General features: G+C 65.2%; 21 protein-coding genes. 6 read left to right on the plus strand and 15 right to left on the minus strand.

Features of this window, described 5'->3' with window-relative positions; genetic code table 11:
* Positions 1 to 13: 13 nt before the first annotated feature.
* Positions 14 to 589 carry a molybdenum cofactor guanylyltransferase MobA gene (mobA, locus tag JYG36_RS15310; protein ID WP_093383449.1) on the plus strand — a complete coding sequence of 192 codons (576 nt, stop codon included), beginning with the start codon at positions 14 to 16 and terminating at the stop codon, positions 587 to 589.
* Between the two features lie 13 nt (positions 590 to 602).
* Here mobA and JYG36_RS15315 read toward each other — a convergent pair whose 3' ends face one another.
* Complete coding sequence (locus JYG36_RS15315) at positions 603 to 2,003, minus strand: M16 family metallopeptidase (protein ID WP_213601466.1); 1,401 nt, start codon at positions 2,001 to 2,003, stop codon at positions 603 to 605.
* A gap of 136 nt (positions 2,004 to 2,139) precedes the next feature.
* Here JYG36_RS15315 and JYG36_RS15320 point away from each other — a divergent pair, with 136 nt between their 5' ends.
* The 3 genes from JYG36_RS15320 to JYG36_RS15330 are packed head-to-tail and all read left to right on the plus strand — an operon-like array spanning position 2,140 to position 3,975.
* Positions 2,140 to 2,433, plus strand: coding sequence for a DUF7693 family protein (locus JYG36_RS15320; RefSeq protein ID WP_213601467.1), 294 nt, complete (start codon positions 2,140 to 2,142; stop codon positions 2,431 to 2,433).
* A gap of 57 nt (positions 2,434 to 2,490) precedes the next feature.
* The gene (locus tag JYG36_RS15325) at positions 2,491 to 3,186 is read left to right on the plus strand and encodes a helix-turn-helix transcriptional regulator (protein WP_213601468.1); all 696 of its coding nucleotides are present in this window, start codon (positions 2,491 to 2,493) and stop codon (positions 3,184 to 3,186) included.
* 3 nt (positions 3,187 to 3,189) lie between these two features.
* On the plus strand, positions 3,190 to 3,975 hold the full coding sequence (locus JYG36_RS15330; RefSeq protein WP_093383466.1) for a PhzF family phenazine biosynthesis protein: 786 nt from the start codon (positions 3,190 to 3,192) through the stop codon (positions 3,973 to 3,975).
* On the opposite strand, the gene chrA is transcribed toward JYG36_RS15330, so the two are convergent.
* The 10 genes from chrA to JYG36_RS15380 all read right to left on the minus strand — a co-directional run bounded on the left by chrA (position 3,968) and on the right by JYG36_RS15380 (position 17,265).
* Positions 3,968 to 5,167: a chromate efflux transporter gene (chrA, locus tag JYG36_RS15335; protein WP_213601470.1), complete on the minus strand. Its 1,200-nt coding sequence runs from the start codon at positions 5,165 to 5,167 to the stop codon at positions 3,968 to 3,970. The two genes, JYG36_RS15330 and chrA, sit on opposite strands and share 8 nt — an antisense overlap.
* Positions 5,168 to 5,312: 145 nt before the next feature.
* Positions 5,313 to 6,047, minus strand: coding sequence for a TorF family putative porin (locus tag JYG36_RS15340; RefSeq protein WP_045198667.1), 735 nt, complete (start codon positions 6,045 to 6,047; stop codon positions 5,313 to 5,315).
* Positions 6,048 to 6,088: 41 nt separating this feature from the next.
* A complete protein-coding gene (locus JYG36_RS15345) occupies positions 6,089 to 7,831 on the minus strand; it encodes an amidohydrolase (protein ID WP_213601472.1) in 1,743 nt (580 codons plus the stop codon).
* 81 nt (positions 7,832 to 7,912) lie between these two features.
* Complete coding sequence (locus JYG36_RS15350) at positions 7,913 to 8,902, minus strand: helix-turn-helix transcriptional regulator (RefSeq protein ID WP_213601474.1); 990 nt, start codon at positions 8,900 to 8,902, stop codon at positions 7,913 to 7,915.
* Between the two features lie 109 nt (positions 8,903 to 9,011).
* On the minus strand, positions 9,012 to 11,498 hold the full coding sequence (locus tag JYG36_RS15355; protein WP_213601476.1) for a TonB-dependent siderophore receptor: 2,487 nt from the start codon (positions 11,496 to 11,498) through the stop codon (positions 9,012 to 9,014).
* Positions 11,499 to 11,612: 114 nt separating this feature from the next.
* Entirely contained in the window at positions 11,613 to 12,563 is a 951-nt protein-coding gene (locus JYG36_RS15360) for a FecR domain-containing protein (protein ID WP_045198659.1), read from the minus strand.
* 3 nt (positions 12,564 to 12,566) lie between these two features.
* Positions 12,567 to 13,076, minus strand: coding sequence for a sigma-70 family RNA polymerase sigma factor (locus JYG36_RS15365; RefSeq protein WP_045198658.1), 510 nt, complete (start codon positions 13,074 to 13,076; stop codon positions 12,567 to 12,569).
* A 36-nt stretch (positions 13,077 to 13,112) separates the two neighbouring features.
* The gene (locus JYG36_RS15370; RefSeq protein WP_213601478.1) at positions 13,113 to 14,303 is read right to left on the minus strand and encodes an MFS transporter; all 1,191 of its coding nucleotides are present in this window, start codon (positions 14,301 to 14,303) and stop codon (positions 13,113 to 13,115) included.
* Between the two features lie 90 nt (positions 14,304 to 14,393).
* Positions 14,394 to 16,298, minus strand: coding sequence for a M14 family metallopeptidase (locus JYG36_RS15375; protein ID WP_093383489.1), 1,905 nt, complete (start codon positions 16,296 to 16,298; stop codon positions 14,394 to 14,396).
* Between the two features lie 73 nt (positions 16,299 to 16,371).
* Positions 16,372 to 17,265 carry an AraC family transcriptional regulator gene (locus tag JYG36_RS15380; protein WP_045198654.1) on the minus strand — a complete coding sequence of 298 codons (894 nt, stop codon included), beginning with the start codon at positions 17,263 to 17,265 and terminating at the stop codon, positions 16,372 to 16,374.
* Positions 17,266 to 17,441: 176 nt separating this feature from the next.
* On the opposite strand from JYG36_RS15380, the gene JYG36_RS15385 reads away from it, so the two are divergent.
* Positions 17,442 to 18,494, plus strand: coding sequence for an NAD(P)-dependent alcohol dehydrogenase (locus tag JYG36_RS15385; RefSeq protein ID WP_045198652.1), 1,053 nt, complete (start codon positions 17,442 to 17,444; stop codon positions 18,492 to 18,494).
* A gap of 5 nt (positions 18,495 to 18,499) precedes the next feature.
* Here the strand turns inward: JYG36_RS15385 and JYG36_RS15390 are convergent, their stop codons facing one another.
* Positions 18,500 to 18,985: a DUF2199 domain-containing protein gene (locus JYG36_RS15390; protein ID WP_213601481.1), complete on the minus strand. Its 486-nt coding sequence runs from the start codon at positions 18,983 to 18,985 to the stop codon at positions 18,500 to 18,502.
* Positions 18,986 to 19,173: 188 nt separating this feature from the next.
* On the opposite strand from JYG36_RS15390, the gene mddA reads away from it, so the two are divergent.
* A complete protein-coding gene (gene mddA / locus JYG36_RS15395) occupies positions 19,174 to 19,923 on the plus strand; it encodes a methanethiol S-methyltransferase (RefSeq protein ID WP_213601483.1) in 750 nt (249 codons plus the stop codon).
* 72 nt (positions 19,924 to 19,995) lie between these two features.
* Here the strand turns inward: mddA and ureG are convergent, their stop codons facing one another.
* The 3 genes from ureG to JYG36_RS15410 are packed head-to-tail and all read right to left on the minus strand — an operon-like array spanning position 19,996 to position 21,849.
* Entirely contained in the window at positions 19,996 to 20,619 is a 624-nt protein-coding gene (gene ureG / locus JYG36_RS15400; protein WP_045198646.1) for an urease accessory protein UreG, read from the minus strand.
* Between the two features lie 10 nt (positions 20,620 to 20,629).
* Complete coding sequence (locus tag JYG36_RS15405) at positions 20,630 to 21,304, minus strand: urease accessory protein UreF (RefSeq protein ID WP_213601485.1); 675 nt, start codon at positions 21,302 to 21,304, stop codon at positions 20,630 to 20,632.
* The gene (locus JYG36_RS15410) at positions 21,304 to 21,849 is read right to left on the minus strand and encodes a HupE/UreJ family protein (protein ID WP_093383515.1); all 546 of its coding nucleotides are present in this window, start codon (positions 21,847 to 21,849) and stop codon (positions 21,304 to 21,306) included. The genes JYG36_RS15405 and JYG36_RS15410 overlap by 1 nt, the downstream gene beginning before the upstream one ends.
* Positions 21,850 to 21,866: the final 17 nt, after the last annotated feature.

A 21,866-nucleotide genomic window follows, 5' to 3' on the forward strand; every position in this document is an offset into this window, starting at 1 on the left:
AGGAACCCTGACCATGCCCGCCGCCCCGCCTCCCTGCTCCATCCTCATTCTTGCCGGTGGCCGTGGCCAGCGCATGGGCGGCCAGGACAAAGGCCTGCTCGACTGGCAGGGCCAGCCGCTGATCGCCCACATCCACGCCGTGGTGCGGCCGCTGACCGACGACCTGATCATCTCCTGCAACCGCAACCAGGACCGCTACCGGGCCTATGCCGATCAACTGGTCGGCGACGCCGAGGCGGACTTCCCCGGGCCGCTGGCCGGAGTACTGGCCGGGCTTGCAGTGGCGCGCCACGACTGGATACTGGTGCTGGCCTGCGATGCGCCACTGATTGACCAGGCACTGATCCTTGAGCTGATGAACCTGGCCAATGACCAGCAGCAACCGGCGATGATTCGCCAGGGTGGTTACTGGCAGCCGATGTTCAGCCTGATCCCCTGCGCCTTGCGCAGCGACTTGCAGCAAGCCTGGGACGCCGGCGACCGGGGGGTGCAGCGAACCTTGCGCCAGCATCCGCTGCGGGCGCTGGAGTGCGCCGAGGGAGACCCGCGCCTGAGCAATTTCAATACCCCGGATTTTTTGCGCGGCTGATCGCGGGGTAAACTCAGTAGTCCTGCCCCGCCACCACCGTCGCCTGTTTACCCGGCTGTACGACGCGCTGGAATGCCGCTTTTACGTGCGCAGGCGTCACCGCCTCAAGCTGCTCGCGCCAGGTCACCAGGGTGTCGTCCGGCAGCTGGTTCAAGGCGACCTGCGCCACGTGTTCAAGCAGGCGCTGGCGGCTGGTACCGTCAAAATGGGCAAGCAAACGCGCCTTGGCCTCGTCCAGCTCCTCCGGGCTCGGGCCTTCGCTGACAAAGCGTGCCAACGCTTGATGAACCGCTTGCTCGGCCTGCTGCTGGTACCCGGCGCTCACTTCCACAGAGATCACAAACGCCCCGGCTTGCTGGCCCATGGCGAAATAGCTGGCCGACTGCCAACTGACATCACCGCCAAGCGCCTGGCCGATGGCCCGATTGAGCCGCGTCGGCCAGTGCTCGCCACCGAGAATGTCGCTGCCCAGCAGCAACGGGAAAAAGTCCGGGTCGCTGCGCGGCACCGCCGGCTGGCCGATCTGTATCCAGATCGTGCCTTGCTGTGGCTCGATCTGCTGGTGGCTGGCCTGGCTCAGGGCCTGCACCTTGGGCAGCGCCGGCAATGCCGTGCACTGACCGCTCGGCAAGCGCCCCAGTACCGCGCTGGCCACGGCATCGGCCTGGGCCCGGTCAAGCTTGCCGACCAGGCTGACCGTGGCCCGGCACGGCAGCATCATTGCCGTGTAATGGCTGCGCAGATCCTCCATGCGGGTACGTTCGAGCATGGCCGGGGTCAGGGCATAGCCGAACGGCAGCGCGTATTCGTACAGGTCGATCTGCTTGTTGCGCTGCAGCCCCGGGCGGGTCAGCTCGCGGGCATAAGGGTGGTCGCCGTACAGCGCCTGGGCAAAGCGATGCCCTACCCCGGGAAAACGCTTGGTGGTTTCACCGTTGACCTGGCGAATGTAATAGGGCTTGGCGCGAAACCAGATACTGCCGGCAAAGGCCGGCTCGGCAATCTGCCGGCCGAGCAAGGCGCTGGCCTCGGCCTGGCGCTGGGGGTTGTTATCGGTAATGGTCAGGATGTAGCTGAAACGGTCGGCATCGACCTGGGTATTGAGTTGGCTGTCCAGGCGCATCCAGTCCATGCGCAGCGCGTTGCCGTTCAGTTCCGGGGCATCGCCCTGGGCGTGCACACCTTCCACCGCGAGGACCGCGCCAAGCACCGCCAGGCCCGGTTGGTCCTGTGAGTCGCGGCGGCTGCCGGCATCGAAGTCGACCTGGATCTGCAGGTCGCTGGCCTGGCTTTGCGCCAACAGGTAGACCCGCGCGCCACTGGGCTGGGTCCAGTGTTCAATGGCCAGGCTGTCGGCGGCCAAGGCCGGGGCGATTGCGCTCAATCCCAACGCGCAGGTGAAGAGTCGTTCCATCAGGGTCATAGCAATTTCTCAAAGGACCAGGGCGCGGACGCTACGCACTTGGCTCGCGCAGATCAAGCCCGGGCAACGGCTGACACTGACGCCGGCAGGCTTTATGCTCAGCCCCCCGCTTTTGAGAATGAAACAGATGCCAGCCCTGAGTGCCCGCGAGGTTTGCCAGCAACTGCGTGACGCCGCCCTCGGCGTTCGACCGTTGCGCCGTGTCGGGGTTGAGATCGACATCGATGGCTGGCGCCTGCACCTGGATTTCGACGGCAGCCACTTGCACCATTGCCTCGCGTGTCGCAGCAGCGATGGCCGTGTAGGCACGCTGGACAGCTGGCAATGGGGCACAGATCCGGTGAGCTTGCTCAGCACCTGGGAGCTGGCGCAGGTCGAGCGGTTGCTGCGACTACAAACAGAAAATTCAACACAGTGTTGATATTTAAAATTTACGTTGATAGCCTACCTTCACCGTCCAACGCCCCCCAAGGCTGCGATGAAGGTTTGCCCAGCAAAAAACCACGAGCAGCAACTTATCCTCGGCGTGCTGCACAGCACCCTGAAAATGCTCAGCCAGGTCGTCGGTAACCATACCGAGATTGTCCTGCACGACCTGCTTAACCCTGAGCGCTCGATCCTCGCCATCGCCAACGGCCATGTCACCGGGCGCCGGGTCGGTGATTCGCTGCTCGGCAGCCCGCGTCATGACCTGGGCTTTGCCGCGGTGCGCCGGGCCATGGACGATCGCAGCAGCTGCGAGCCGATCGTGGTCGACAACTACGCCACCCTCGCCCCCGACGGCCGCACCTTGCGCAGCGCTACCGTGGTCTATCGCGACAGCAGCGGGCAGCCGTTTGCCAGCCTGTGCGTGAATGCCGATCTGAGCGCCGTCGAAGCTGCGCACCAATTGCTCGGCGGGCTGCTGGGCCTGGCCAGTGCGGCCGCGCCGGTGGCGGACGAGACCAGGGACCTGCAACAGCTGATGGCCGAGATCATTCACGACGCCTGCCCCGGCGGTGTGCTCGGCATGAAGACGGCGCAAAAGCGCGAAGCGGTGCGGCTGATGCAGGAACGCGGCCTGTTTCTGGTCAAGGGTGGCATCGAAAAGGCCGCGGCATCGCTCGGCGTGACCCGCTACACCATCTACAACTACCTGGAGCAGCTCCGGGCAACAGACAACGGACAGCAATGACCCATGCAAGTTGAAATATTCCAGGTAGACGCGTTCTCAGCCACGGCGTTTGGCGGCAATCCGGCAGCGGTGTGCCCGCTTGAAGCCTGGCTGGCAGACGCGACGCTGCAGCAGATTGCCGCCGAAAACAACCTCTCGGAAACCGCGTTCGTGGTCGCCAATGGCGAGCTGTTCGAGCTGCGCTGGTTTACCCCGACGGTAGAAGTCGACCTGTGCGGCCACGCCACCCTGGCGGCGGCCTGGGTGCTGTTCGAGCAATTGGGCGAACAACGCGACACCCTGCGCTTTGCCACCCGCAGCGGCGAGTTGCGCGTTCGGCGTGACGGCGCTCGCCTGGCCATGGACTTCCCGGCCCGCCAGCCACAGGCGCTGGCCGTGCCCGAGGGTTTGTTGCAGGCCCTGGGGCTTGAGCGGATCGAGGCGCTGTACCGCACCGATGACTACCTGGTGGTGGTCGACGACCCGGCGCTGGTCGCAGCGCTTGCCCCCGACTTCGCCGCCCTGGCCGCCTTTGACGTGCGCGGCATCGCCGTCACCGCCCCGGGCCGCGAGGTTGACTTCGTCTCGCGCTGGTTCGGCCCGCGGGTAGGCGTCAATGAAGACCCGGTCACCGGCTCTGCCCATACCTCGCTGGCGCCCTACTGGGCCGCGCGCCTGGGCAAGCACAGCCTCAGCGCCGAGCAAGGCGGCCTGCGCAAAGGCCAGTTGCATTGCCAAGTGCTCGACAACGGCCGGGTGATCATCAGCGGCCAGGCGGCGCTGTACCTGCGCGGCACGATTTTTATCTGAGCAGGCTCAAGCACTGCCCGCCCAGGCCACAGCCGATCACCACCAGCCAGGGCGGCAGCTTGAAGGCCATCAGTGCGACCAGCGCCAGCAACACCAGGACAACATCCAGCGGCTGGCCAATGGCGCTGGTCCACAGCGGCTGATACAACGCCGCCAGCAACAGCCCCACCACCGCCGCATTGACGCCCAGCATCGCCGCCTGCAGGCGCGGGTTGCGGCGCATGCGCTCCCAGAACGGCAACGCCGCGAACACCAGCAAGAACGCCGGGGCGAAGATCGCCAGCAGGCACAGCACCGCCCCCAGCCAGCCGGACTGCGGCCCGTGCATCGAGGCGCCAAGAAAGGCGGCGAAGGTGAACAAGGGGCCGGGCACAGCCTGGGCAGCGCCGTAACCTGCCACAAACGTCTCGTTGCCGACCCAGCCGGTGGGCACCACTTCAGCCTGCAGCAGTGGCAGCATCACGTGTCCGCCACCGAACACCAGCGCGCCGGTGCGGTAGAAGGCATCAATCATGCTCAAGGTCGGATCGGGCCAGAGCCCGGCCAGCAGCGGCAAACCGAGCAACAGGGCGAAGAACAGCAGCCACCACCAGCCGCCAGCGCGCTGGCTGACCCCGATCGGCAAAGGCTCGTGGACAACGCTGTCGCCCGGTTTCAGCAGCATCAACCCCGCGCCAGCCGCTGCAACCGTCACCGCCACCTGCGCCCCGGCACCGGGCAGCAACAGCACCAGGCCGGCAGACGCCAGCATCAGCACAATCCGCGGCGCATCCGCGCACAACGTGCGGGCCATGCCCCACACCGCCTGGGCGACAACCGCAACCGCCACCACCTTAAGGCCATGGAGGGTGCCGGCCGGCACCGCCTCGGCATAACCGCCCAGCCCCAGGGCCAGCAGGGTCAGGGCCAGCGCCGAAGGCAGGGTGAATCCCAGCCAGGCCGCCAGCGCCCCGGCGTAACCTGCGCGCGACAGGCCCAGGGCGATGCCGACCTGGCTGCTGGCAGGGCCCGGCAGAAACTGGCAAAGCGTCACCAGGTCGGCATAGCTGCGCTCGCTCAGCCAGCGCCGACGGCTGACAAACTCCTGGCGAAAAAAGCCAAGGTGGGCGACGGGGCCACCGAACGACGTCAGGCCCAGGCGCAGGAAGATCAGGAAAACCTGCCATGGCGTGTGATCGTTGGCGTGGGGCATACAACGCTCGTTCTACCGGACTGCGCCCATCTTGCCAGCGATGGGCTTTGTGCAGCCAGAAAATTACCAGCGCTGCGCACTCGATCGCGGGGCAAGCCCGCTCCCACAGGTTCGGCGCTGCCTTCAGCATTGGATTGATGCCGGCTCAGAACGCCTTGCTGGCACTTACCACCACAGTCGCCGAGCACAGGTCGTCATAGCCATACCAATTGCTGCACTCGCTTTTGGACAGGTCGGTGTCGATGTAACTCAAGCCCCAGGTCACGCCGACAAACTCGCGACTCAGCTTTGCCTCCCACTCATAGTACGCATTGCGGTCATCGCCACTGGCCGACCAGAACGCCGGGTCCTTGACATCGTTGCGCCCTGCCCGCAGTTCCAGGCCGACCTCGGCCGGCAAGGCGAAGCTGTAGGCAACATAGCTGTACAGGGTGTCCTGGTCCTTGCCAAAGGCGTTGGGCGCATCGCTTGAGTAATAGGCGCCCAGCTTGAGCCCATAGAGGTCAAGGATGGCGTAGACCTCGCTCATGTTGAACTGGCCTTCCTTGGGGTAGCTGTATTTGAGGTAGCCAATATCCAGGCTGATGGCATCGCTGGCCTGCCAGTACCAGCCGGCGTAGTACTCGATTTCCTGGCGGGTCTTGTAGTCGAAGCCGTAATCCACCGTCGAAGTCCAGGCGCCCAGGTACAGGCCGCTGCTGTGCATCAGCGTGGCGCCGGCCTGCAGCGCCGGGTCGCCGAGGCTTTGCGAGATGCCCCGGGAGCGGTAGTCGCTGGTCGCGGCCAGGCTCATGTCGAGGCTGAAGGAATCGTTGAGTGTCAATGCCTGGGCCGTCAGCGGCGCCAGGCAGGCGAAAGCAATGAGCAAGCGTGTGTTCATACCAGACCCTTGTTGTTATGCGTGTGCGGGTAACGGCGCTGTCAGGACTCGCTGGCGTACACCTGCTTGCCGGCGAAGTAGGTCTTGAGCACCCTGGTGTCGAACAGCTCCTGGGCGCTGACCTTGAACACATCGCGATCGAGCACGATCAGGTCGGCCTGCTTGCCGGGCGCTAGCGAGCCGATCTGCCGTTCCAGGCGCAGGGCCTTGGCGGCGTTGAGGGTGTAGGCCTGGAACATGACCTGGCGGTCGACACGTTCCTTGGCATTGAGCACACCCAGCGGGCCCTTGCGGGTCATGGCCTGGGCAATGGCATTCCACGGGTTGGGGCTGGACACCGGCCAGTCGCTGGCGCCGGCGATCAGCGCACCGGCCTGTTGCAACGAGTGCGCCGGGTATTGAAAGGCGTAGCCCTGGGCACTGACGTAGGGTTTGACCAGCTCGACGGTGTAGTTTTCAGCGGTCGCCCAGAGCATCTGCATGGAGGCGATCACCCCCAGTTGCTTGAAGCGCGCAAAGTCCTTGGGGTCGACCATCTGCAGATGGCTGATGCTGTGCGCCAGCGGCTTGCCTTGCAGCGTGCGTGCATAGGCCACGCCATTGAGCGATTCGCGCACCGCCCGGTCACCGACCGCATGCATGTGCACAATCCAGTCGCGCTGCTCGGCCGCGGCCACCAGCTCGCCGAAATGCTGCGGCTCGATCAACAACTGGCCGTTCTTGTGGCTGTTGCTGTACGGGGTGATGACCGCCGCCGACTGCCCCGGATATTCGAGCACGCCATCGACAAACACCTTGATGCCCGGGAAACTCAGGTTGGGCACCCCCTCGAACTGCTTCACGACCTGGGCCAGCACCTCAAGGTCGGCCGGCCGGCTCTTGGGGTTGGTGATCATCAGCGCCGCGACATGGGCATTGAGCTCACCGCGCTCGGCCAGCGCCCGGTACAGCGGCAGCACGCCAACGGTTTGCGCCGTGGCCTTGAAATCGAATAGCGAATCGCCGCTGCCGGCATTGGCTGCGGCATCCATCCAGGCGGTGACGCCATACTGGTTGTTGACCCTGACCGCCTCGCGTGCGGCCTTGAGCATCACCTCCTGGCTGGCTGCGGGGATCTGGCTGCGGACCTGGTCCCAGCGCGCTTCGGCGAAGTAGCCGTTGGGGCTGAAGTCGGCCTCGTGGCCGACATAGCTGCGGTCTTGCTCGGACAGGCTTTTGACCCACGCCGCGTCGATCTGCATACGCTTGAGCATGGCCTGGTTGGCCCAACCGGTATGGCCGTCGATGCCACTGAGCACCAGCGGCTGAGTGGCCCAGCGGCCCTGGTTGAACAACTGGCCAAGTTCGCCACTGTTGTCCCAGTAGGCCGAACTCGCCCCGGCGACACTGATCACATCGCCAGCCTTGCCACGGCCTTGTTCGACCTCGGCAAGGATCCACTGCTCAAGCGCGGGCAGCGGCTTGACCTCATCCTGCAGGTTGGCGCCGAGGCTGTCGTAGGCCGCCACCACCGGGTGGCTGTGGCTGTCGATCATGCCGGGCATCAGCACCTTGCCGGCCAGGTCGATGCGTTGCGTGTGGGCGTCGGCCAGGGCCTGGATCTGCGTATCGCTACCCACTTGCAGGACCTTGCCATCCTTGACCGCAACCGCCTGCATCAGGCCCTGGCCGGGTTCGCCGGTGTAGACCTTGCCGTTGAACAGCACCAGGTCGGCGGCGGCCAGGGCAGGCAGCGAAGCACAGGCCAGGGCAGTGGCCAACAGCGTGGGGATCAATCGTTGCATTGCAGCGCTCTCTTGTTGTTATAGGGCTGGTGACACCCTATAGCGCGCAGCGCGGCAATGGACCTCTGCAAATGAGGAGGGTCAGGCGGTTTTTTCCGCCACCGGCATCGACAGGCGCAACGCCGCACCCAGCTCCACCTTGCTCTTGACCCCCAGTTGCACGTAGCAATTGCGCAGGTAGGTGCGCACCGTCGCCGGACTCAAGGACAGCATCCGGGCGATTTCCTTGTAGGAGTGCCCGGCGGCAAACAGCATGGCTGCGGTGCGCTCGCGAGGCGCCAGCAGCACCCCTGCCGCGGGTGCTTCCAGCGACACAATCACATGCTCGCCATTGGCGCTGAGGGTCAGGCTGCTGCGCCCGAGGCGCATCACGCACGGCGCCCTGGCCAGTTGCGCGCACACCTGGGGCGGCAGCAACGAGCCGCTCCAGCCCGGCAGCGCCTGCTCGATTGCCGCGCACACCCGCGCGCCCACATACAGCAAGCTGCCATCGAGACGGGCAATGGCGAAATCGGCAGCCGCGTTGCCGGTATCGAGACGGATCATGTCCTGCACCTGGAAGCGCCACAGTTGCAGCAGCTGCTCGCAGAAGGCGGCGAACAAGCCGTCTTCGCTTTCGCAAAAGGCAGCGTCGTGCTCGCCGCGGTACAGGCAAACGTAAAAGTTCAGGCCGCTCTGTGGCAGCTCGAAGGTAATGCACATCAGGTGATAGAGGTCGTAGCGGCGGGCGAAGACATTGACCGCCTCGTTGGGGTCGGTGAACTCGCTGTCGCGCACCACCTGCCCTGGCCGCGCCAGGGTGGTGTGGGCGAAACAGTCGATGCCGGCAACCTCGCTCCATTCGCGGGCAAAGGCCGGCGGCAGGTCGATGCGCCCGTGCATCCAGCTTTGCGGCGCAGCGGTTGCGCCAGCCCCAGACATCTCGCCCCACCAGGCCGAGGCAAACGGCACTATTGCGCGAAACGCCTGCAGGCCCTCGGCGATGAAATGCGAGCCGCCACCCTCGCGGGCCAAGCTCGCCAGTTGCAGGACACAACGATTGAACGCCTTGAACTGGGTACTGCTGAGCATTGGCCAACCCTGTTTGCTGCCGAACGGTGGCGCCGACAGTGACACAGGGGTGCAAGAGCGTCCAGCCCAGGGCCGCTATGCGGCCCATCGCCAGTGAGGCCGGCTCAGATCACCAGTCGTAGGTCATCTCAAGCGATGCCGCCCGCTCCTGCCCGTAGTAGCAGCCAAAGGAATAGTTGCAGTCCGAGACATACTCGCGGTCAAACAGGTTCTGCACGTTCAGGCTGGTCTGCAGCCCGCGCAGGCTTGGGTCGAGTTTGCCCAGGTCGTAGCGGATAGTGGTGTCGTAAACGACGAACGCCGGCACGTCGAAGGCGTTGGCCGAATCCCCCGGCTTGCGCCCGGTGTAGCGCGCGCCGGCACCGACGGTCAGGCCGTTGAGCGCAGCCTGGGTGAAGTGGTAGTCGGCCCACAGGGTAGCCGACACCGGCGCTTGCGCCTCGGAACGGTTGCCCTTATCGCCATAGTTGCTCTTGGTGTAGAACGAGTCGATGTAGGTGGCCGCCGCCAGCACGTCGAGGTTGTCGAGGCGGGTCTTGAGCTCGAGCTCGACACCGCGCGAGCGCACTTCGCCGTCCTGGCTTTCGTACTCAGGGTAGAGCTTGTCGCCGGTCTTGACGTTCTTCTGGGTCAGCTCGAACAGCGAGGCGGTGATCAGGGTCTTGTCCAGCGGCTGGTACTTGACGCCGATTTCATACTGCTCGCCCTCGGTCGGCTCAAAGGCCTTGGCGCCGCGCTGCGGGGCGCTGGTGCCGATGGTCGGCAGGAACGACTGCGAATAGCTGATGTAAGGCGCCAGGCCGAACTCGGTGACGTAGGTCAGCCCTACCCGGCCGGTGAATTTCTGGTCGTTCTGCTCGGTGATGGTCCGCGCCAGCAGGTCCTTGTTTTCGACCTTGGCCCAGTCCTGGCGCCCGCCGACGGTGATGATCCACTGGTCGAGCCTGATCTGGTCCTGCACATACAGGCCGGTCTGGCCGATGGTGTTGTCCCATTGGGTGGTCAGCTGCGGCACCACGTCGTCGGTGGGGTAGTTGCTCGGGTTGTACAGGTCGACCGGGGCCACGCCATAGGCATTGTAGCCGGTGTACTTGCGGTTGAAGCGGCGGTAGTCGAGGCCCACCAGGGTGGTGTGCTGCAGGCGGCCGGTGGCGAACTTGTACTCCAGGTTGTTATCGATGGTGTAGGCGGTGTTGTGCTGGCGCCAGTCGAGCTTGGTGCGGGTGGCGTGGGTCTGGTCGAGCACGCCGGTGTCGGCATCGCTGACGAAGCCGCGCAGGTAGAAACCCTTGTAGCGGTCGCGGATGTCGATGTAGCGCGCGGTCTGGCGGTACTTCAAGTCGTCGCTGAAGGCATGGCTGAAGTCGTAGCCGAGCACAAACTGGTCGCGCCGGTAGTCGTTGTAATGGGAGTCGCCGAGAAACGCATCGCGGTCGATGCGCTGGCCATCGGGGCCGCGGTCGAGCGAGCCGATTTTCGGCAAGGCCTGGTAATCGGCCAGGCCGTCATCGCGCTGCAGCTGGGCATACAGGGTCAGCGCGGTGTCTTCGTTAGGCGCCCAGGTCAGGCTCGGCGCCAGCAGCATGCGCTGGCTGTTGGTGTGGTCGAGCTGGTCGTTGCCCTTTTTCGCCACGCCCACCAGGCGGTAGCTGAGGGTCCCGGCTTCATCCATCGGGCCGCTCAGATCAATCGCGCCATTGACCCGGCTGTAGCTGCCCAGGCCGAACTTGACCTGGTTGCGCTGTTCGCGGGTCGGGCGTTTGGAGACCATGTTGACGATACCGCCCGGCTGGTTCTGGCCATACAGCACCGACGACGGGCCCTTGAGCACTTCGATGCGTTCGAGGGTGTAGGGGTCGATCTGCGGCGCACCGCCCAGGCTTCCGGCGTACGGCAGGTAGGCACCGTCCAGGTACAGCGGGGTCGGGGCGAAGCCGCGGCTGGTGATCTCGTCGGCAATGTTGTTGCGGTCGGTAAAGCCGTTGACGCTCAGGCCCGGGGTGTAGCGCAGGGCCTGGGTGAGATTGCGCGCGCCCTGGGTTTCGACCTGGGCGGCGGTGACCACGTTGACCGCCTGGGGGATTTCCAGGATCGGCGTGTCGGTCTTGGTGCCGGTGGCGCTGCGGGTGGCGACATAACCATCGACCGGCCCGTAGGCCGACTCGACCGCCTTGCCGTTGATGGCGGTGGCGTCCAGCTGCACGCTGGCGTCATCGCCCGCCCCTGGCAGCAGCGAGTAGCTACCGCTGTCCTGGCGCAGCAGTTGCAGGTTGCTGCCGGCCAGCAGCTGGCGCAAGCCGGCCTCGACGCTGTAGCGGCCATGCAAGCCTGGCGATTGCAGGCCACGGGTATCGGCCGGCTGGAACGACACGGTGACCCCGGCGCTGGCGGCAAAGCGGGTCAGCGCCGACTCCAGGGAGCCGGCGGGAATGTCGAACTGGCTTTCGACGCGGGTCTCGGCCCAGGCCGGCGCAGCGGCCATCAGGCTGGCGCCGGCGCCTGCCAGGGCCGAGCCGAACAGCGCGGCCTCAATGGCACGGCGCAAAGGGGTGAGTGTGCGCAGGTTGCGCGTGGAGTGTGGATTACAAAGGGACATGCAGTTTCCTTTCGCCCGTTGGCAGTGGTGGTGGCGTCTGAGGCGCCTCTACCTACAAGTCGAATGAGAATCTGAATCAACACCCCCCTTGTGAAAATAATTTTCTGCTGCGTTTCAGGCCGCTTCGACCCTGACCCAGTAGCGGCTGAACTGGCGAATACGCACCGGCAAGGTGCTGCTCAGGTTGGCGAGAATAGGGTCGCTGTTGGCCAACTGGAAGGCCCCGGAAATTCTCAGGCCGGCCACCGCCGGGTGGCACCCCAGGTGCCCGGGGCGGTAGCGCTGCAATTCGTTGATAAAGTCGTCCAGGCGCCAGTCGTGCACCACCAGCAGGTCGCGCAGCCAGGCGTCGGCCTCGGGGTTGGCGGGCTGCAACGGGCTGATGCTGGCGCGCTCAAAGCTCAGTTGCTGGCCGGCCTCGACCCGCACGGGGGTGAGCAGATCAGCGCTGCAACGCACTTGCACGGCATGCTCCTGCACGCTCACCCGGGTGCGCCCGGCGTCGCGGCGTACGATAAAACGCGTGCCCAGCGCGCGAATGCTGCCTTCGCCGGTATGCACGATGAAGGGCCGGGCCAGGGCATCTTTTGCCGTTTCGATGAGGATCTCGCCGCTGAGCAGGCGCAGTTCGCGCAGCTGCCCGCTGTAGTGAATATCCACCGCGGTAGCGGTGTTCAGGTGCAACTGGCTGCCATCCTGCAGGCCTATGCTGCGCCGCTCGCCGGTGCCGGTGCGCTGGTCGGCGATCAAGGCCGGCAACGGCGTGGTCTGCCAGGCCAGGGTCCCTGCCCCGCCCGCGGCCAGCAGCAGCGACAGCACCTTGAGCACTTCGCGGCGCTTGGCCTGGGCGCTGGCCAGCAGCGGCCGGGCAACGCCAGCACTGACCTGAGCAAAGGTGCCTTGTACCCGCTGCAAGCGCTCCCAGGCCTGGCGGTGGCGCGGATCACCGGCCAGCCACTGTTGGTGGGCAAGGCGGGTAGCCGGGTCTGGCGCTTCGCAGCGCAGTTCGACGAACCAGTGGGCGGCCGCTTCGAGGGTGGCGCGATCCAGGCGCTGGGCGCTCACCGCTCAGTCCTCGGCCAGCAGCAGGCAATGGGTCAGGGCGCGCACGGCGTGTTTCTTCACCGTGTTGACCGCGAGGTTCTGGCGCCGGGCGATTTCCACGTAGCTCAGGCCGTCGAGCTGGGCCATGAGAAAGATCTCGCGGGTCTTGCGCCCCAGACCGTCAAGCATGGCGTCGATTTCCATCAGCGTCTCGATCACCAGGGCGCGGGTTTCCGGCGAGATGTCGAGCAGCTCCGGGCGTGCGGCGAGGGTTTCGAGGTAGGCCTGCTCCAGTGCGCGGCGGCGGAACAGGTCGATCATCAGGCTGCGCGCGACGGTGCTCAGGTAGGCCCGTGGCTCACGCAATTCCGGGGCCTTGCGCTGGGTCATGACGCGGATGAAGGTGTCCTGGGCGAGGTCCGCGGCATGCTCGCGGCAGCCCAGGCGCTTGCGCAGCCAGCCGCACAGCCACGGGTGATGCGCCTCATACAGCGTGTGAACAGCGAGTTGCAGCGAAGGGTCAGCGCTGGACATGGAGGCGGCCTGGGCAAAGTTATCTGGTAATGAATCTCATTCATTATAGTTAGATCCAAATTTGCCAGGCAAGCCGCAATGCAGTTGCCGCTCCACCCACCAGGACAGCGGCAGGGTCAGCAGCAGGAGTGCCGCCAGGCTGATCACCGCCGTGGTGATGCCGGCGCTATCGCCAACAGCGCCAAACACCACCGGTGCCAGGGCGCCGCCGCCGATGGTGCCGGTGTAGAACAGGGCAAAGGCCTGGTCGCGCCTGCCCGCCCCCGCCAGCTCCGGCACCACGCCGTAGAGCACCGACGAGGTGCCATTGAGCACCAGGCCCAACAGCGGCAACAGCACCAGCATCGGCGTCAGCGGCAGGTACAGCATCGACACGATCAGCAGCGCAGTGAGCGACTCGGTGCACCACACGGTTTTCATCATGCCGATACGTGCGCCCAGGTAGCCGCACAGCAGCTTGCCGAAGGCGCCGCCGACGAACAGCAGCATCAGCGCCAGGCCGATACCGGCGGAGCCTGCGCCCTTGGCTTGCAGCAGAAACGGCAGAAAGGTGAGAAAGCCCATGCGTACCGCACTGTCGAGGGTGCCGGTGAGCAGCAAGGCGGCCAGGCCGCTGGCGGAGTCGCTGCCAACAGCAATCACTGCTTTGCGCACGCCCGGCGCCGCCGACGGCTGCGGCGCGATCAGCCACCAGAGCAGCGCAGCGGCCGCAAGGCCAAGGATGCCCAGCACGGTGACGCTGGTTTGCCAGCTGGTCACCACCAGCAACAGGCCGACTCCGGCGGGCACCAGCATCTTGCCGATATCACCGGCAAAGTTGTAGTGCGCCAGCGCCTCCTTGACCTCGCCGCCGGCCTCATGACTATCGCTGACCAACGACGATGCCAGCGGGTGCTGGGTACTGGCACCGAGGCCGCCCAGCAACAAGGCGAACAGCAGCATACCCAGGCCCCCGGCCTGGCCAGCCACCAGGTAGGCCAGCCCGGCCAGGGCGGTGCCGCCGACCAGCAGACGCTCACGGCCCCAGCGTTTTGCCGCGCGGCTGGCCAGCAATTGCAGGCCAGCCATCATCCCGGCGTAGGCGCCACGCAGCAGGCCGACCTGGGCGAAGCTCAGGGCAAACTGCGCCTGCCACAGCGGCAGCAAGACGTAGATGACATCGGTGAGGCCGTCGTGCACGGCGTGGGCCATGCTGGCGGCAATCAGTGAACGACGGCGGGTGGTCATGCATAAAGGCTCGGGCGGGAAGACCAGAGCCTTTATAGATCACGGTTTTTGCGTATGACCAATACCGTTTTCAGACCGATCGATACCGGTTCAGTACACCGCCCCCACCGGATAGACAAAGGCATTGACGTCATAGAACGGCGTACGCTGGTAGAACCAGTGCAAGCGTGCGCTGGGGCTGGCGGCGAAGGCCTTGTCACCCTTGAGCTTGCTGTCGAACTCGGCCTTGAGCTCGGGGCTTTCGGCGAGCATCTTGCGCGCCATCGGCTCCATCACGTATTCCTCCGGTTCTTCCGCCGCCACCAGGGTCGCATTGAAAAAGCCCCAGGCCCAGAACGAGTCGGGGCTTTCGGGGTACAGCAAATTGACCGCCAGCACGCCCAGCGGCTGGTCGGTATCGATCACCACCGAGCCGGCCGGGAAGGTCTGCAAGCGCTCCAGCGGCTTGGCCACGCCACTGACCAGCAAGCGCCCTTCGTAGCCCGGGATCTGGTTGACCTGGGTGCGATCGGGCTCGAAGCCCCCCGCCACTTTTACCTGGTCCATGCGATACAGGGTGACGGCAATCGGCGTCGGCTTGTCGAGGGTGGTCATGTGGATGCCATGGGCCTTGAGCCGGGCAATCACCTCGCGCCACTGGCCCGGCACCACATACTGTTTAGGCCGTTTGACCACCAGGTCGGGCTCGGTGTTGCCCGTCACCGGCACGCTGAGCTTCTTCGGCGTGTTGCTCCAGACGAGGGTCCTGGCACCGGTGATCGGCGACTGCTCATAGCGGTAGTCACCGACAGTAAAGGCGGTGCTCTGGGCCTTGCCCGGTTTCCAGGTGAGGGTCACCTGCTCCTGGGCTTCGAGGCGTTCGCGGTCCTGGCGGATGGCTTCGCCAAGCGACGTGGCCTGATCGCCAATCACCTGGAACATGCTCTTGAGCATCACGTAGTTGCCCAGCACCTGGGTTTGATACGGGTGCAAGGCGTGCTGCTCGATGAGGATCGACGGCACGTTGCGGATGTCGCCGTACTGGTTGGAAAAGCGCGCGTAGTCGGTGCGGTACGGGTAGTAACCCTGGGTCGGGTCCTGGTTGCTGTTGAGGCTGATGCATTCATGCACCACATGGCCGTCGGCCTCCAGCGCCTGGTACACCGGTGCGCGCATGACCTTGTCGATCCAGGCGCTGCTGGCCGGCGACCAGCCGTTGCCGTTGTGGCAATAGGAGCTGTCGTAGGGGTACATGGCGCCGTCGGTGGAATGGGTGTCGGCAAAAAAGCTCAGCTGGTAGGTGTTGAACACCCAGGCGACGTTGCGGATCTCGGCGCTGTCGAGCTTGGTGAAATCGCGGTTGAGGTTGTAGTTCAGGCCGTTGACCCGCCAGCCGGTTTCATCCGGGCCGTTCTGGTTGATGCGCCCGTAGGCGCTGCGGCGCAGGTCGCCGTCGACATTGACGGTGGGAATGAAAAGGATGTTGACCTTCTCCAGTAACGCAGCCAGCGGTTTGTCGCCAGTGGTCATGTCGCGCAGGAGCATGAACATCGCGTCCTTGCCATTGGCTTCGCCGGGGTGAATCTGGGCTTCGACGAAAATCGTCGGCTTGCCCGACTCGTTGAGCCCGGCCGGCGACTTGTCGACCTCAAGGGAAGCGATGGCCATCAGCATCGGGTGGCCTTCGGCGCTTTTCTCCGGCAGGTCGTTGAGCACGATGCTGCCCCCGGAGGCGGCGGCCAGGCGGGTCATGTAGGCACGGGTTTCGTCGTAGTTGCTGGTCTGGCGAAATTCGCTCGCCTCGGCCTGGGTGATCAGCGGGTTGTCCGGCCTGGCCAGGTAACGGGTGCTGGCCAGGGTCTGGGCGAACATCGCTGGCAGGATGCGCTGCTTGGCAGCCGGGGAATACAGGCTATCGTCGATATACGACGGCGCGCTGGGCAACGCCGCCGGGGCTTGCACGGCAGCGCCCAGCAACAGCGCGACAACGAGGGGCTGCAAAAGCGGGTGTTTCATGATCGATCCCTGTCATGAGAGGCAGGTGCCCACCTTAAACCACAATGTGTAAGCAGACGAGAGCCAGGCCGGGTCACAGATACGGCTGTTCTTCCCCCGGGCTGCGCTGGAAATGGCGCTTGTACTCGCGGCTGAACTGCGAGGTGCTCTGGTAGCCCACCCGGTGCGCCGCCTGGGCCACGCCCATGCCCTCACCGATCAGCATCTGCTGGGCCTTGAGCAAGCGCAGGCGCTTGAGGTACTGCATCGGCGACAGCAAGGTGCTGCGCTTGAAGTGCTCGTGAAAGGTCGAGGCGCTCATGTTCGCGCACGCCGCCAGCGCTTCGACGCTCAGCGGTTCGGCATAGTGCTCGCGCAAGTAGCTGAGCGCCGCCGCGATGCGGGCAAAGTGGCCCTGCTGCTCGACCAGTGCCCGCAACACCCCGGCCTGCGGCCCGCGCAAGGCCACATACAGCACCTCCCGCACCCGCGCCTGGCCCATTACCTGGCAGTCCAGCGGGTCGAGCAGGCAGCGCAGCAAACGCTCGACGCTGTCGCGCATGGCCTCATCCAGCGCCGCCGAGGTCATCGACTCCGGGGTTTGCGCCGTGATCGCCCGGTCTGGCGCCAGGCCCATGCTCTGCACCAGCTCCCCGAGCACGCCGCGGTCGATGGCCACCGACACCCCCAGCAGTGGCTCCTGCTCGGTGGCGAAGGTCTCGCACATGAACGGCACCGACAGCGCCTGCACCAGGTAATGCCCGGCGCCGTATTCCAGGGTACGCGGCCCAAGGCGCGCCAGCTTGCTGCCCTGGGCGAGGATCATCAGGCTCGGTTCGTAAATCTGCGGGCTGCTGGCCACGTAGTGACTGGCCGACAGCACCTGCACCTGGGCAAGTGGCGTGTCGACAAAACCCGGGCGCAGCGCCAGGGAGCGGATCAGGGTACAGAGGGTGGCGTTGGCATCGGAGTGGCGAGTGAGCTGCATGAAAAACCGCACGGAGGATTGGACACTGACATCATCGCAGCTTCGCGGCCAGGCGCCAGAGTCCGGCGACCAAGTACGGAGTTTTAGGCATGACTGGCGGAGGAATGACGATAGGCGAGCCGACGCTGGATGCGCAGAATGCGCAGCCTTCACCGATCACCGTTTATTGAGGCCCTATGTACACAGCCATCGGTTACGCCGCCCAGTCCGCCACCACGCCCCTGGCGCCCATGACCTTCCAGCGCCGCAGCCCGCGCGCCGACGATGTGGCGATCGAGATCCTCTACTGTGGCGTGTGCCACTCCGACATACACCAGGCCCGCAACGAGTGGGGCATCGCCGTGTATCCGCTGATGCCCGGCCACGAGATCGTCGGCAAGGTCACCGCCGTCGGCGCCAAGGTCAGCCGCTATCAGGTCGGTGACCTGGTGGGCGTGGGCTGCATGGTCGACTCCTGCCGCCACTGCGAAGCCTGCCAGGCGGACCTGGAGCAATACTGCCTGCAAGGCCCGACCATGACCTACGCCACCCCCGACCGGGTCGACGGCAGCAACACCATGGGCGGTTACTCCAGCAGCATCGTGGTCAGCGAGCACTTTGTCGTGCGCATTCCACAAGGCCTGGACTTGCCCAGCGCGGCGCCGATCCTCTGTGCCGGCATCACCACCTACTCACCGCTCAAGCATTACGGGGTCAAGCCCGGTGACCGCGTGGGCATTCTCGGCATGGGCGGCCTGGGCCATATGGGCATCAAATTCGCCAAGGCCATGGGCGCCGAAGTCACCCTCTTCACCCGCTCGCCGGCCAAGGCCGAAGAAGCCCGGCGCCAGGGGGCTGACCACGTGATCGTGTCCACCGATGAGGCGCAGATGCGCGCCGCGGCCGAGCGTTTCGATTTTCTTCTCGACACCATTCCGGTCCAGCACGACCTCAACCCCTACCTGCAGACCTTGAAGTTCGACGGCGTACACATTCTCGTCGGCCTGATCGAGCCGGTCGACCCGGCGCTGCACGCCGCCAACCTGGTAATGAAGCGCCGGGTGCTGGCCGGCTCGCTGATCGGCGGCATCGCCGAAACCCAGGAAGTGCTGGAGTTCTGCGCCGAGCACGGCATCAGCTGCGACATCGAGATGCTCGATATCGGTAACATCAACGAAGCCTTCAGCCGCATGATCGCCGGCGATGTGAAGTACCGCTTCGTCATCGACATGGCCACGCTCAAGGCCTGAGCCTGTCAGGCAAACACCTGGCTGTACTCGTGGGCGCGGTGCAGGGAAATGCCCTTGGCCTGCTCCACCGCCAATGGGTGGCTGCTGGCGGCCAGGGTCACGCTGGGGCGCGAGGTCGGGCCGCTCAACTGCAACCGGCCTTCAAGCCCCAGGGTTTCTGCCAGGGTCGGAATACTGTTGGCCAGGCGCACGGCAAAAGGCGGCTCGGCGGCCTGGTGCTCATCGCGCCAGAGCTCGCAGACGCGCTCGAAATCCGTCGGCTGCAGTTCGACCCAGATACCGATGCAGTAACTATCGTTGATTTGCGCCACGGCCAGCGGCAACAGTGCCCGCAAAAAAAACCGCTCGCCGGCGATCACGCACCAGTCGTTGCTTTCCCTGACCTTGCTCTGGCGTTCCTCGGCGGCTAGCGCGAACAGCGCATCCGGGCGCCGAAACGCAAGTTCCCCCAGTTCATCGCCGTGGTCGTTACCGCACTGACTGCACATCATCAAAGCTGCCTCCTGCACCGGATTGATTGGTTAAGGGGCGCGACTCTAGCAGGCTCGCCGGGCAAAGTTGAGCTGCGGCTGATTGCCCCACCGGGTCTGGCAGCCGTTGTACTGGTCTAGGGTTAAGGGTTCAGCCGTTACACCCCATCTGAGCAGGACGTTCAGGTGCTGACTCAAAGGAGCCCCTCATGGACGAGATCCCCCTGCTGCGCAAATGCCTCGGCTTGCTCTATAGCCTGGTCTGTTACCTGTTCTCCATGCTGGTGCTGGCGTACTTCGTGGGCTTTATCGGGCCCCTGGAAGTTCCCAAGGACATCAACTCCGGCCCGCCGACCGCCTGGTACTTCGCGGTGCCGATCAATGTGCTGCTGATCAGCCTGTTCGCCCTGCAGCACAGCGGCATGGCGCGCAGGGGCTTCAAGCAGTTCTGGCTGCAATGGGTACCGGCGCCCATCGAGCGGGCCACCTATGTGCTGTTCAGCAGCCTGGCGCTGAGCCTGCTGTTCGTGCTCTGGCAACCGATTCCCCTGACCCTGTGGGATGTCCAGGCGCAACCGGCCCGCGGGCTGATCGAGGCGCTCTACTGGCTGGGCTGGATTATCCTGGTGCTGGCCACCTTCCTGCTCAGCCACTTCGAACTGTTCGGCCTCAAGCAGGCGTTCGACGCCTTTCGCCCACACCCCGGCGAAGCCAGCGCCTTCAAGACCCCCTGGCTGTACCGGCTGGTGCGCCACCCGTTGTACCTGGGCTTTGTCATGAGCTTCTGGGCGACGCCGCACATGACGGTTGGCCACTTGCTGTTTGCCGGGGTGAGTACCTTGTACATCCTGATGGGCACGCTGCTGGAGGAGAAGGACCTGGTGCAGTTGTTTGGCGAGCAGTATCGGCAGTATCAGCGCAAGGTCGGGATGTTGTTGCCTTTTGTGGGGCGCAGATAGATTGATCGCGGGGCAAGTCGAGGCGTCGCACCGCCGCTCCCACAGGATTGCGCGGCCCCGCGATGCTTTTGGCTACACCGACACTTTCAACATCCCCCGCTCGACAATGAAATCAATCACCCGCTGCAAGCCCTGCCCGGTCTTGAGGTTGGTAAAGGCCCAGGGCCGTTCCGGACGCATGCGCCAGGTGTCCTTTTCCATCACCTCCAGCGAAGCGCCGACATAAGGCGCCAGGTCGATCTTGTTGATCACCAGGAAATCCGACTTGGTGATCCCCGGCCCGCCCTTGCGCGGGATCTTCTCGCCTTCGGCAACATCGATCACGTACACAGTGAGGTCGGCCAGCTCCGGGCTGAAGGTGGCGCTGAGGTTGTCGCCGCCGCTCTCGACGAAGATCACTTCGAGGTTGCCGAATTTGCGCGCCAGCTCTTCCACCGCCGCCAGGTTCATCGAGGCATCTTCGCGGATCGCGGTGTGCGGGCAGCCGCCGGTTTCCACTCCGACGATGCGCTCGGGGGCCAGGGCGCCGGCCTCGGTGAGGATGCGCTGGTCTTCCTTGGTGTAGATGTCGTTGGTTACCACGGCGATTTCATAGTGGTCGCGCATGGCCTTGCACAGCGCTTCAAGCAGCGCGGTCTTGCCGGAACCGACCGGGCCGCCGACACCAACGCGCAGGGGTTGCTGATAACTTTGCATGGGGCTTTCCTCAGGAGCGGAACAATCGGGTGTATTGGGTTTCGTGGCGCGCCGAGGCAATCGCCAGCAGCGGCAGGCCGCCGCCAAGCTGGTCATCGTCCAGGGCCAGAGCAGTTACCAGCACAGCGGGCAAGGTTTCGCTCAGGTCACGCAACAGGGTCTGCGCTGCTTGCTGGCCGAACGGCACCAGCTTGACCCCGGCCATCACCGCGCCTTCGAGCCAGGCATAGCCGTGCGCGAGGGCCAGGTCAGCCAAGGGGATATCCCAGTGCACGCCCAGCCAGGCCATGCCGCCGAGTTGGCTGAGCTCAAGCGAACTGCGCCATTGGGGTGCCTGGCCCAGTTGCCAGCCGTCGAGCAAACGGGTCAGGGCCATGCCGCGCTGGCGTTCTTCCAGGCGCAGTTCGGCGGTTTCGCGGTTGGCCAGCAAAAACCGGCTCCAGCGCGCGAAGGCTTCGGCGTCATCCGCCAGGCAAGCCTGGTACAAGCGCGCCAGCAGCGGCCAGTCGAGGTGGCACAGGGTGTCCTCGATCTGTTGGCGTTGCCAGGCGCGAAAACCTTCGGCGCCCTGCACCCAGCCGGCCTCCACCGCCCACTCCAGGCCTTGCGAGTAGGTAAAGCCGCCTACCGGCAGGCTGGGGCTTGCCAGCTGCAACAGGCGCAGCAGCTTCAGGTTGCTGCTCATCAGCCGGCCAGCACCAGCGCGGCACCGGCCAGCAAGCCGCCACCGAAGACTTTCTGCAGGCCGGTGTGCCGACGCAGCAGGCAACCCCCGGCAAAGCCTGCCAGCAGCAACAGGCCACTGACCGTGACGAAACCTGCGCTGAACACCCAGAACGCACCCGGGCTGGCTTCAACGCCGTGGGCCCAGCCGTGGAACAGGGCAAACAGCGGCATGGCCAGGGCCAGCAGCACCTGGCGGCTGGGCAGCAGCAGCGCGGCAGCGGCCACCAGCAGCGAGCCGATGATCATCTGCTCCATGCCGATCACACCGCCGAACACATGGCCCATCAGCGCCCCGCCGAACATCGCCCCGAGGGTCAGCAACGGCAGCGCCAGGGTACGCCCGGTCAGCGCCGCGAGCACCCCGGTGCCAAGCAGCATGAGCAAGTGATCGAGGCCGGTCAGCGGGTGCAGCAAACCATCCTGCAGCGGATTGGCATCATGGCCGGGGTGGGCAAAGGCCGGAAGCGCAACCAGCAGCAACGCGAGGGTGACGAGTTTTTTCATGGGACAATCTCCTTATC

It is taken from the genome of Pseudomonas sp. SORT22 (genome assembly GCF_018417635.1).
In the GTDB taxonomy this organism is placed as follows: Bacteria; Pseudomonadota; Gammaproteobacteria; order Pseudomonadales; family Pseudomonadaceae; genus Aquipseudomonas.

Excerpts from the sequence above, each read along its gene's own strand:
- mobA (WP_093383449.1), top strand. The coding sequence starts at position 14 with ATGCCCGCCGCCCCGCCTCCCTGCTCCATCCTCATTCTTGCCGGTGGC.
- JYG36_RS15315 (WP_213601466.1), bottom strand. The coding sequence starts at position 2,003 with ATGGAACGACTCTTCACCTGCGCGTTGGGATTGAGCGCAATCGCCCCG.
- JYG36_RS15320 (WP_213601467.1), top strand. The coding sequence starts at position 2,140 with ATGCCAGCCCTGAGTGCCCGCGAGGTTTGCCAGCAACTGCGTGACGCC.
- JYG36_RS15325 (WP_213601468.1), top strand. The coding sequence starts at position 2,491 with ATGAAGGTTTGCCCAGCAAAAAACCACGAGCAGCAACTTATCCTCGGC.
- JYG36_RS15330 (WP_093383466.1), top strand. The coding sequence starts at position 3,190 with ATGCAAGTTGAAATATTCCAGGTAGACGCGTTCTCAGCCACGGCGTTT.
- chrA (WP_213601470.1), bottom strand. The coding sequence starts at position 5,167 with ATGCCCCACGCCAACGATCACACGCCATGGCAGGTTTTCCTGATCTTC.
- JYG36_RS15340 (WP_045198667.1), bottom strand. The coding sequence starts at position 6,047 with ATGAACACACGCTTGCTCATTGCTTTCGCCTGCCTGGCGCCGCTGACG.
- JYG36_RS15345 (WP_213601472.1), bottom strand. The coding sequence starts at position 7,831 with ATGCAACGATTGATCCCCACGCTGTTGGCCACTGCCCTGGCCTGTGCT.
- JYG36_RS15350 (WP_213601474.1), bottom strand. The coding sequence starts at position 8,902 with ATGCTCAGCAGTACCCAGTTCAAGGCGTTCAATCGTTGTGTCCTGCAA.
- JYG36_RS15355 (WP_213601476.1), bottom strand. The coding sequence starts at position 11,498 with ATGTCCCTTTGTAATCCACACTCCACGCGCAACCTGCGCACACTCACC.
- JYG36_RS15365 (WP_045198658.1), bottom strand. The coding sequence starts at position 13,076 with ATGTCCAGCGCTGACCCTTCGCTGCAACTCGCTGTTCACACGCTGTAT.
- JYG36_RS15370 (WP_213601478.1), bottom strand. The coding sequence starts at position 14,303 with ATGACCACCCGCCGTCGTTCACTGATTGCCGCCAGCATGGCCCACGCC.
- JYG36_RS15375 (WP_093383489.1), bottom strand. The coding sequence starts at position 16,298 with ATGAAACACCCGCTTTTGCAGCCCCTCGTTGTCGCGCTGTTGCTGGGC.
- JYG36_RS15380 (WP_045198654.1), bottom strand. The coding sequence starts at position 17,265 with ATGCAGCTCACTCGCCACTCCGATGCCAACGCCACCCTCTGTACCCTG.
- JYG36_RS15385 (WP_045198652.1), top strand. The coding sequence starts at position 17,442 with ATGTACACAGCCATCGGTTACGCCGCCCAGTCCGCCACCACGCCCCTG.
- JYG36_RS15390 (WP_213601481.1), bottom strand. The coding sequence starts at position 18,985 with ATGATGTGCAGTCAGTGCGGTAACGACCACGGCGATGAACTGGGGGAA.
- mddA (WP_213601483.1), top strand. The coding sequence starts at position 19,174 with ATGGACGAGATCCCCCTGCTGCGCAAATGCCTCGGCTTGCTCTATAGC.
- ureG (WP_045198646.1), bottom strand. The coding sequence starts at position 20,619 with ATGCAAAGTTATCAGCAACCCCTGCGCGTTGGTGTCGGCGGCCCGGTC.
- JYG36_RS15405 (WP_213601485.1), bottom strand. The coding sequence starts at position 21,304 with ATGAGCAGCAACCTGAAGCTGCTGCGCCTGTTGCAGCTGGCAAGCCCC.
- JYG36_RS15410 (WP_093383515.1), bottom strand. The coding sequence starts at position 21,849 with ATGAAAAAACTCGTCACCCTCGCGTTGCTGCTGGTTGCGCTTCCGGCC.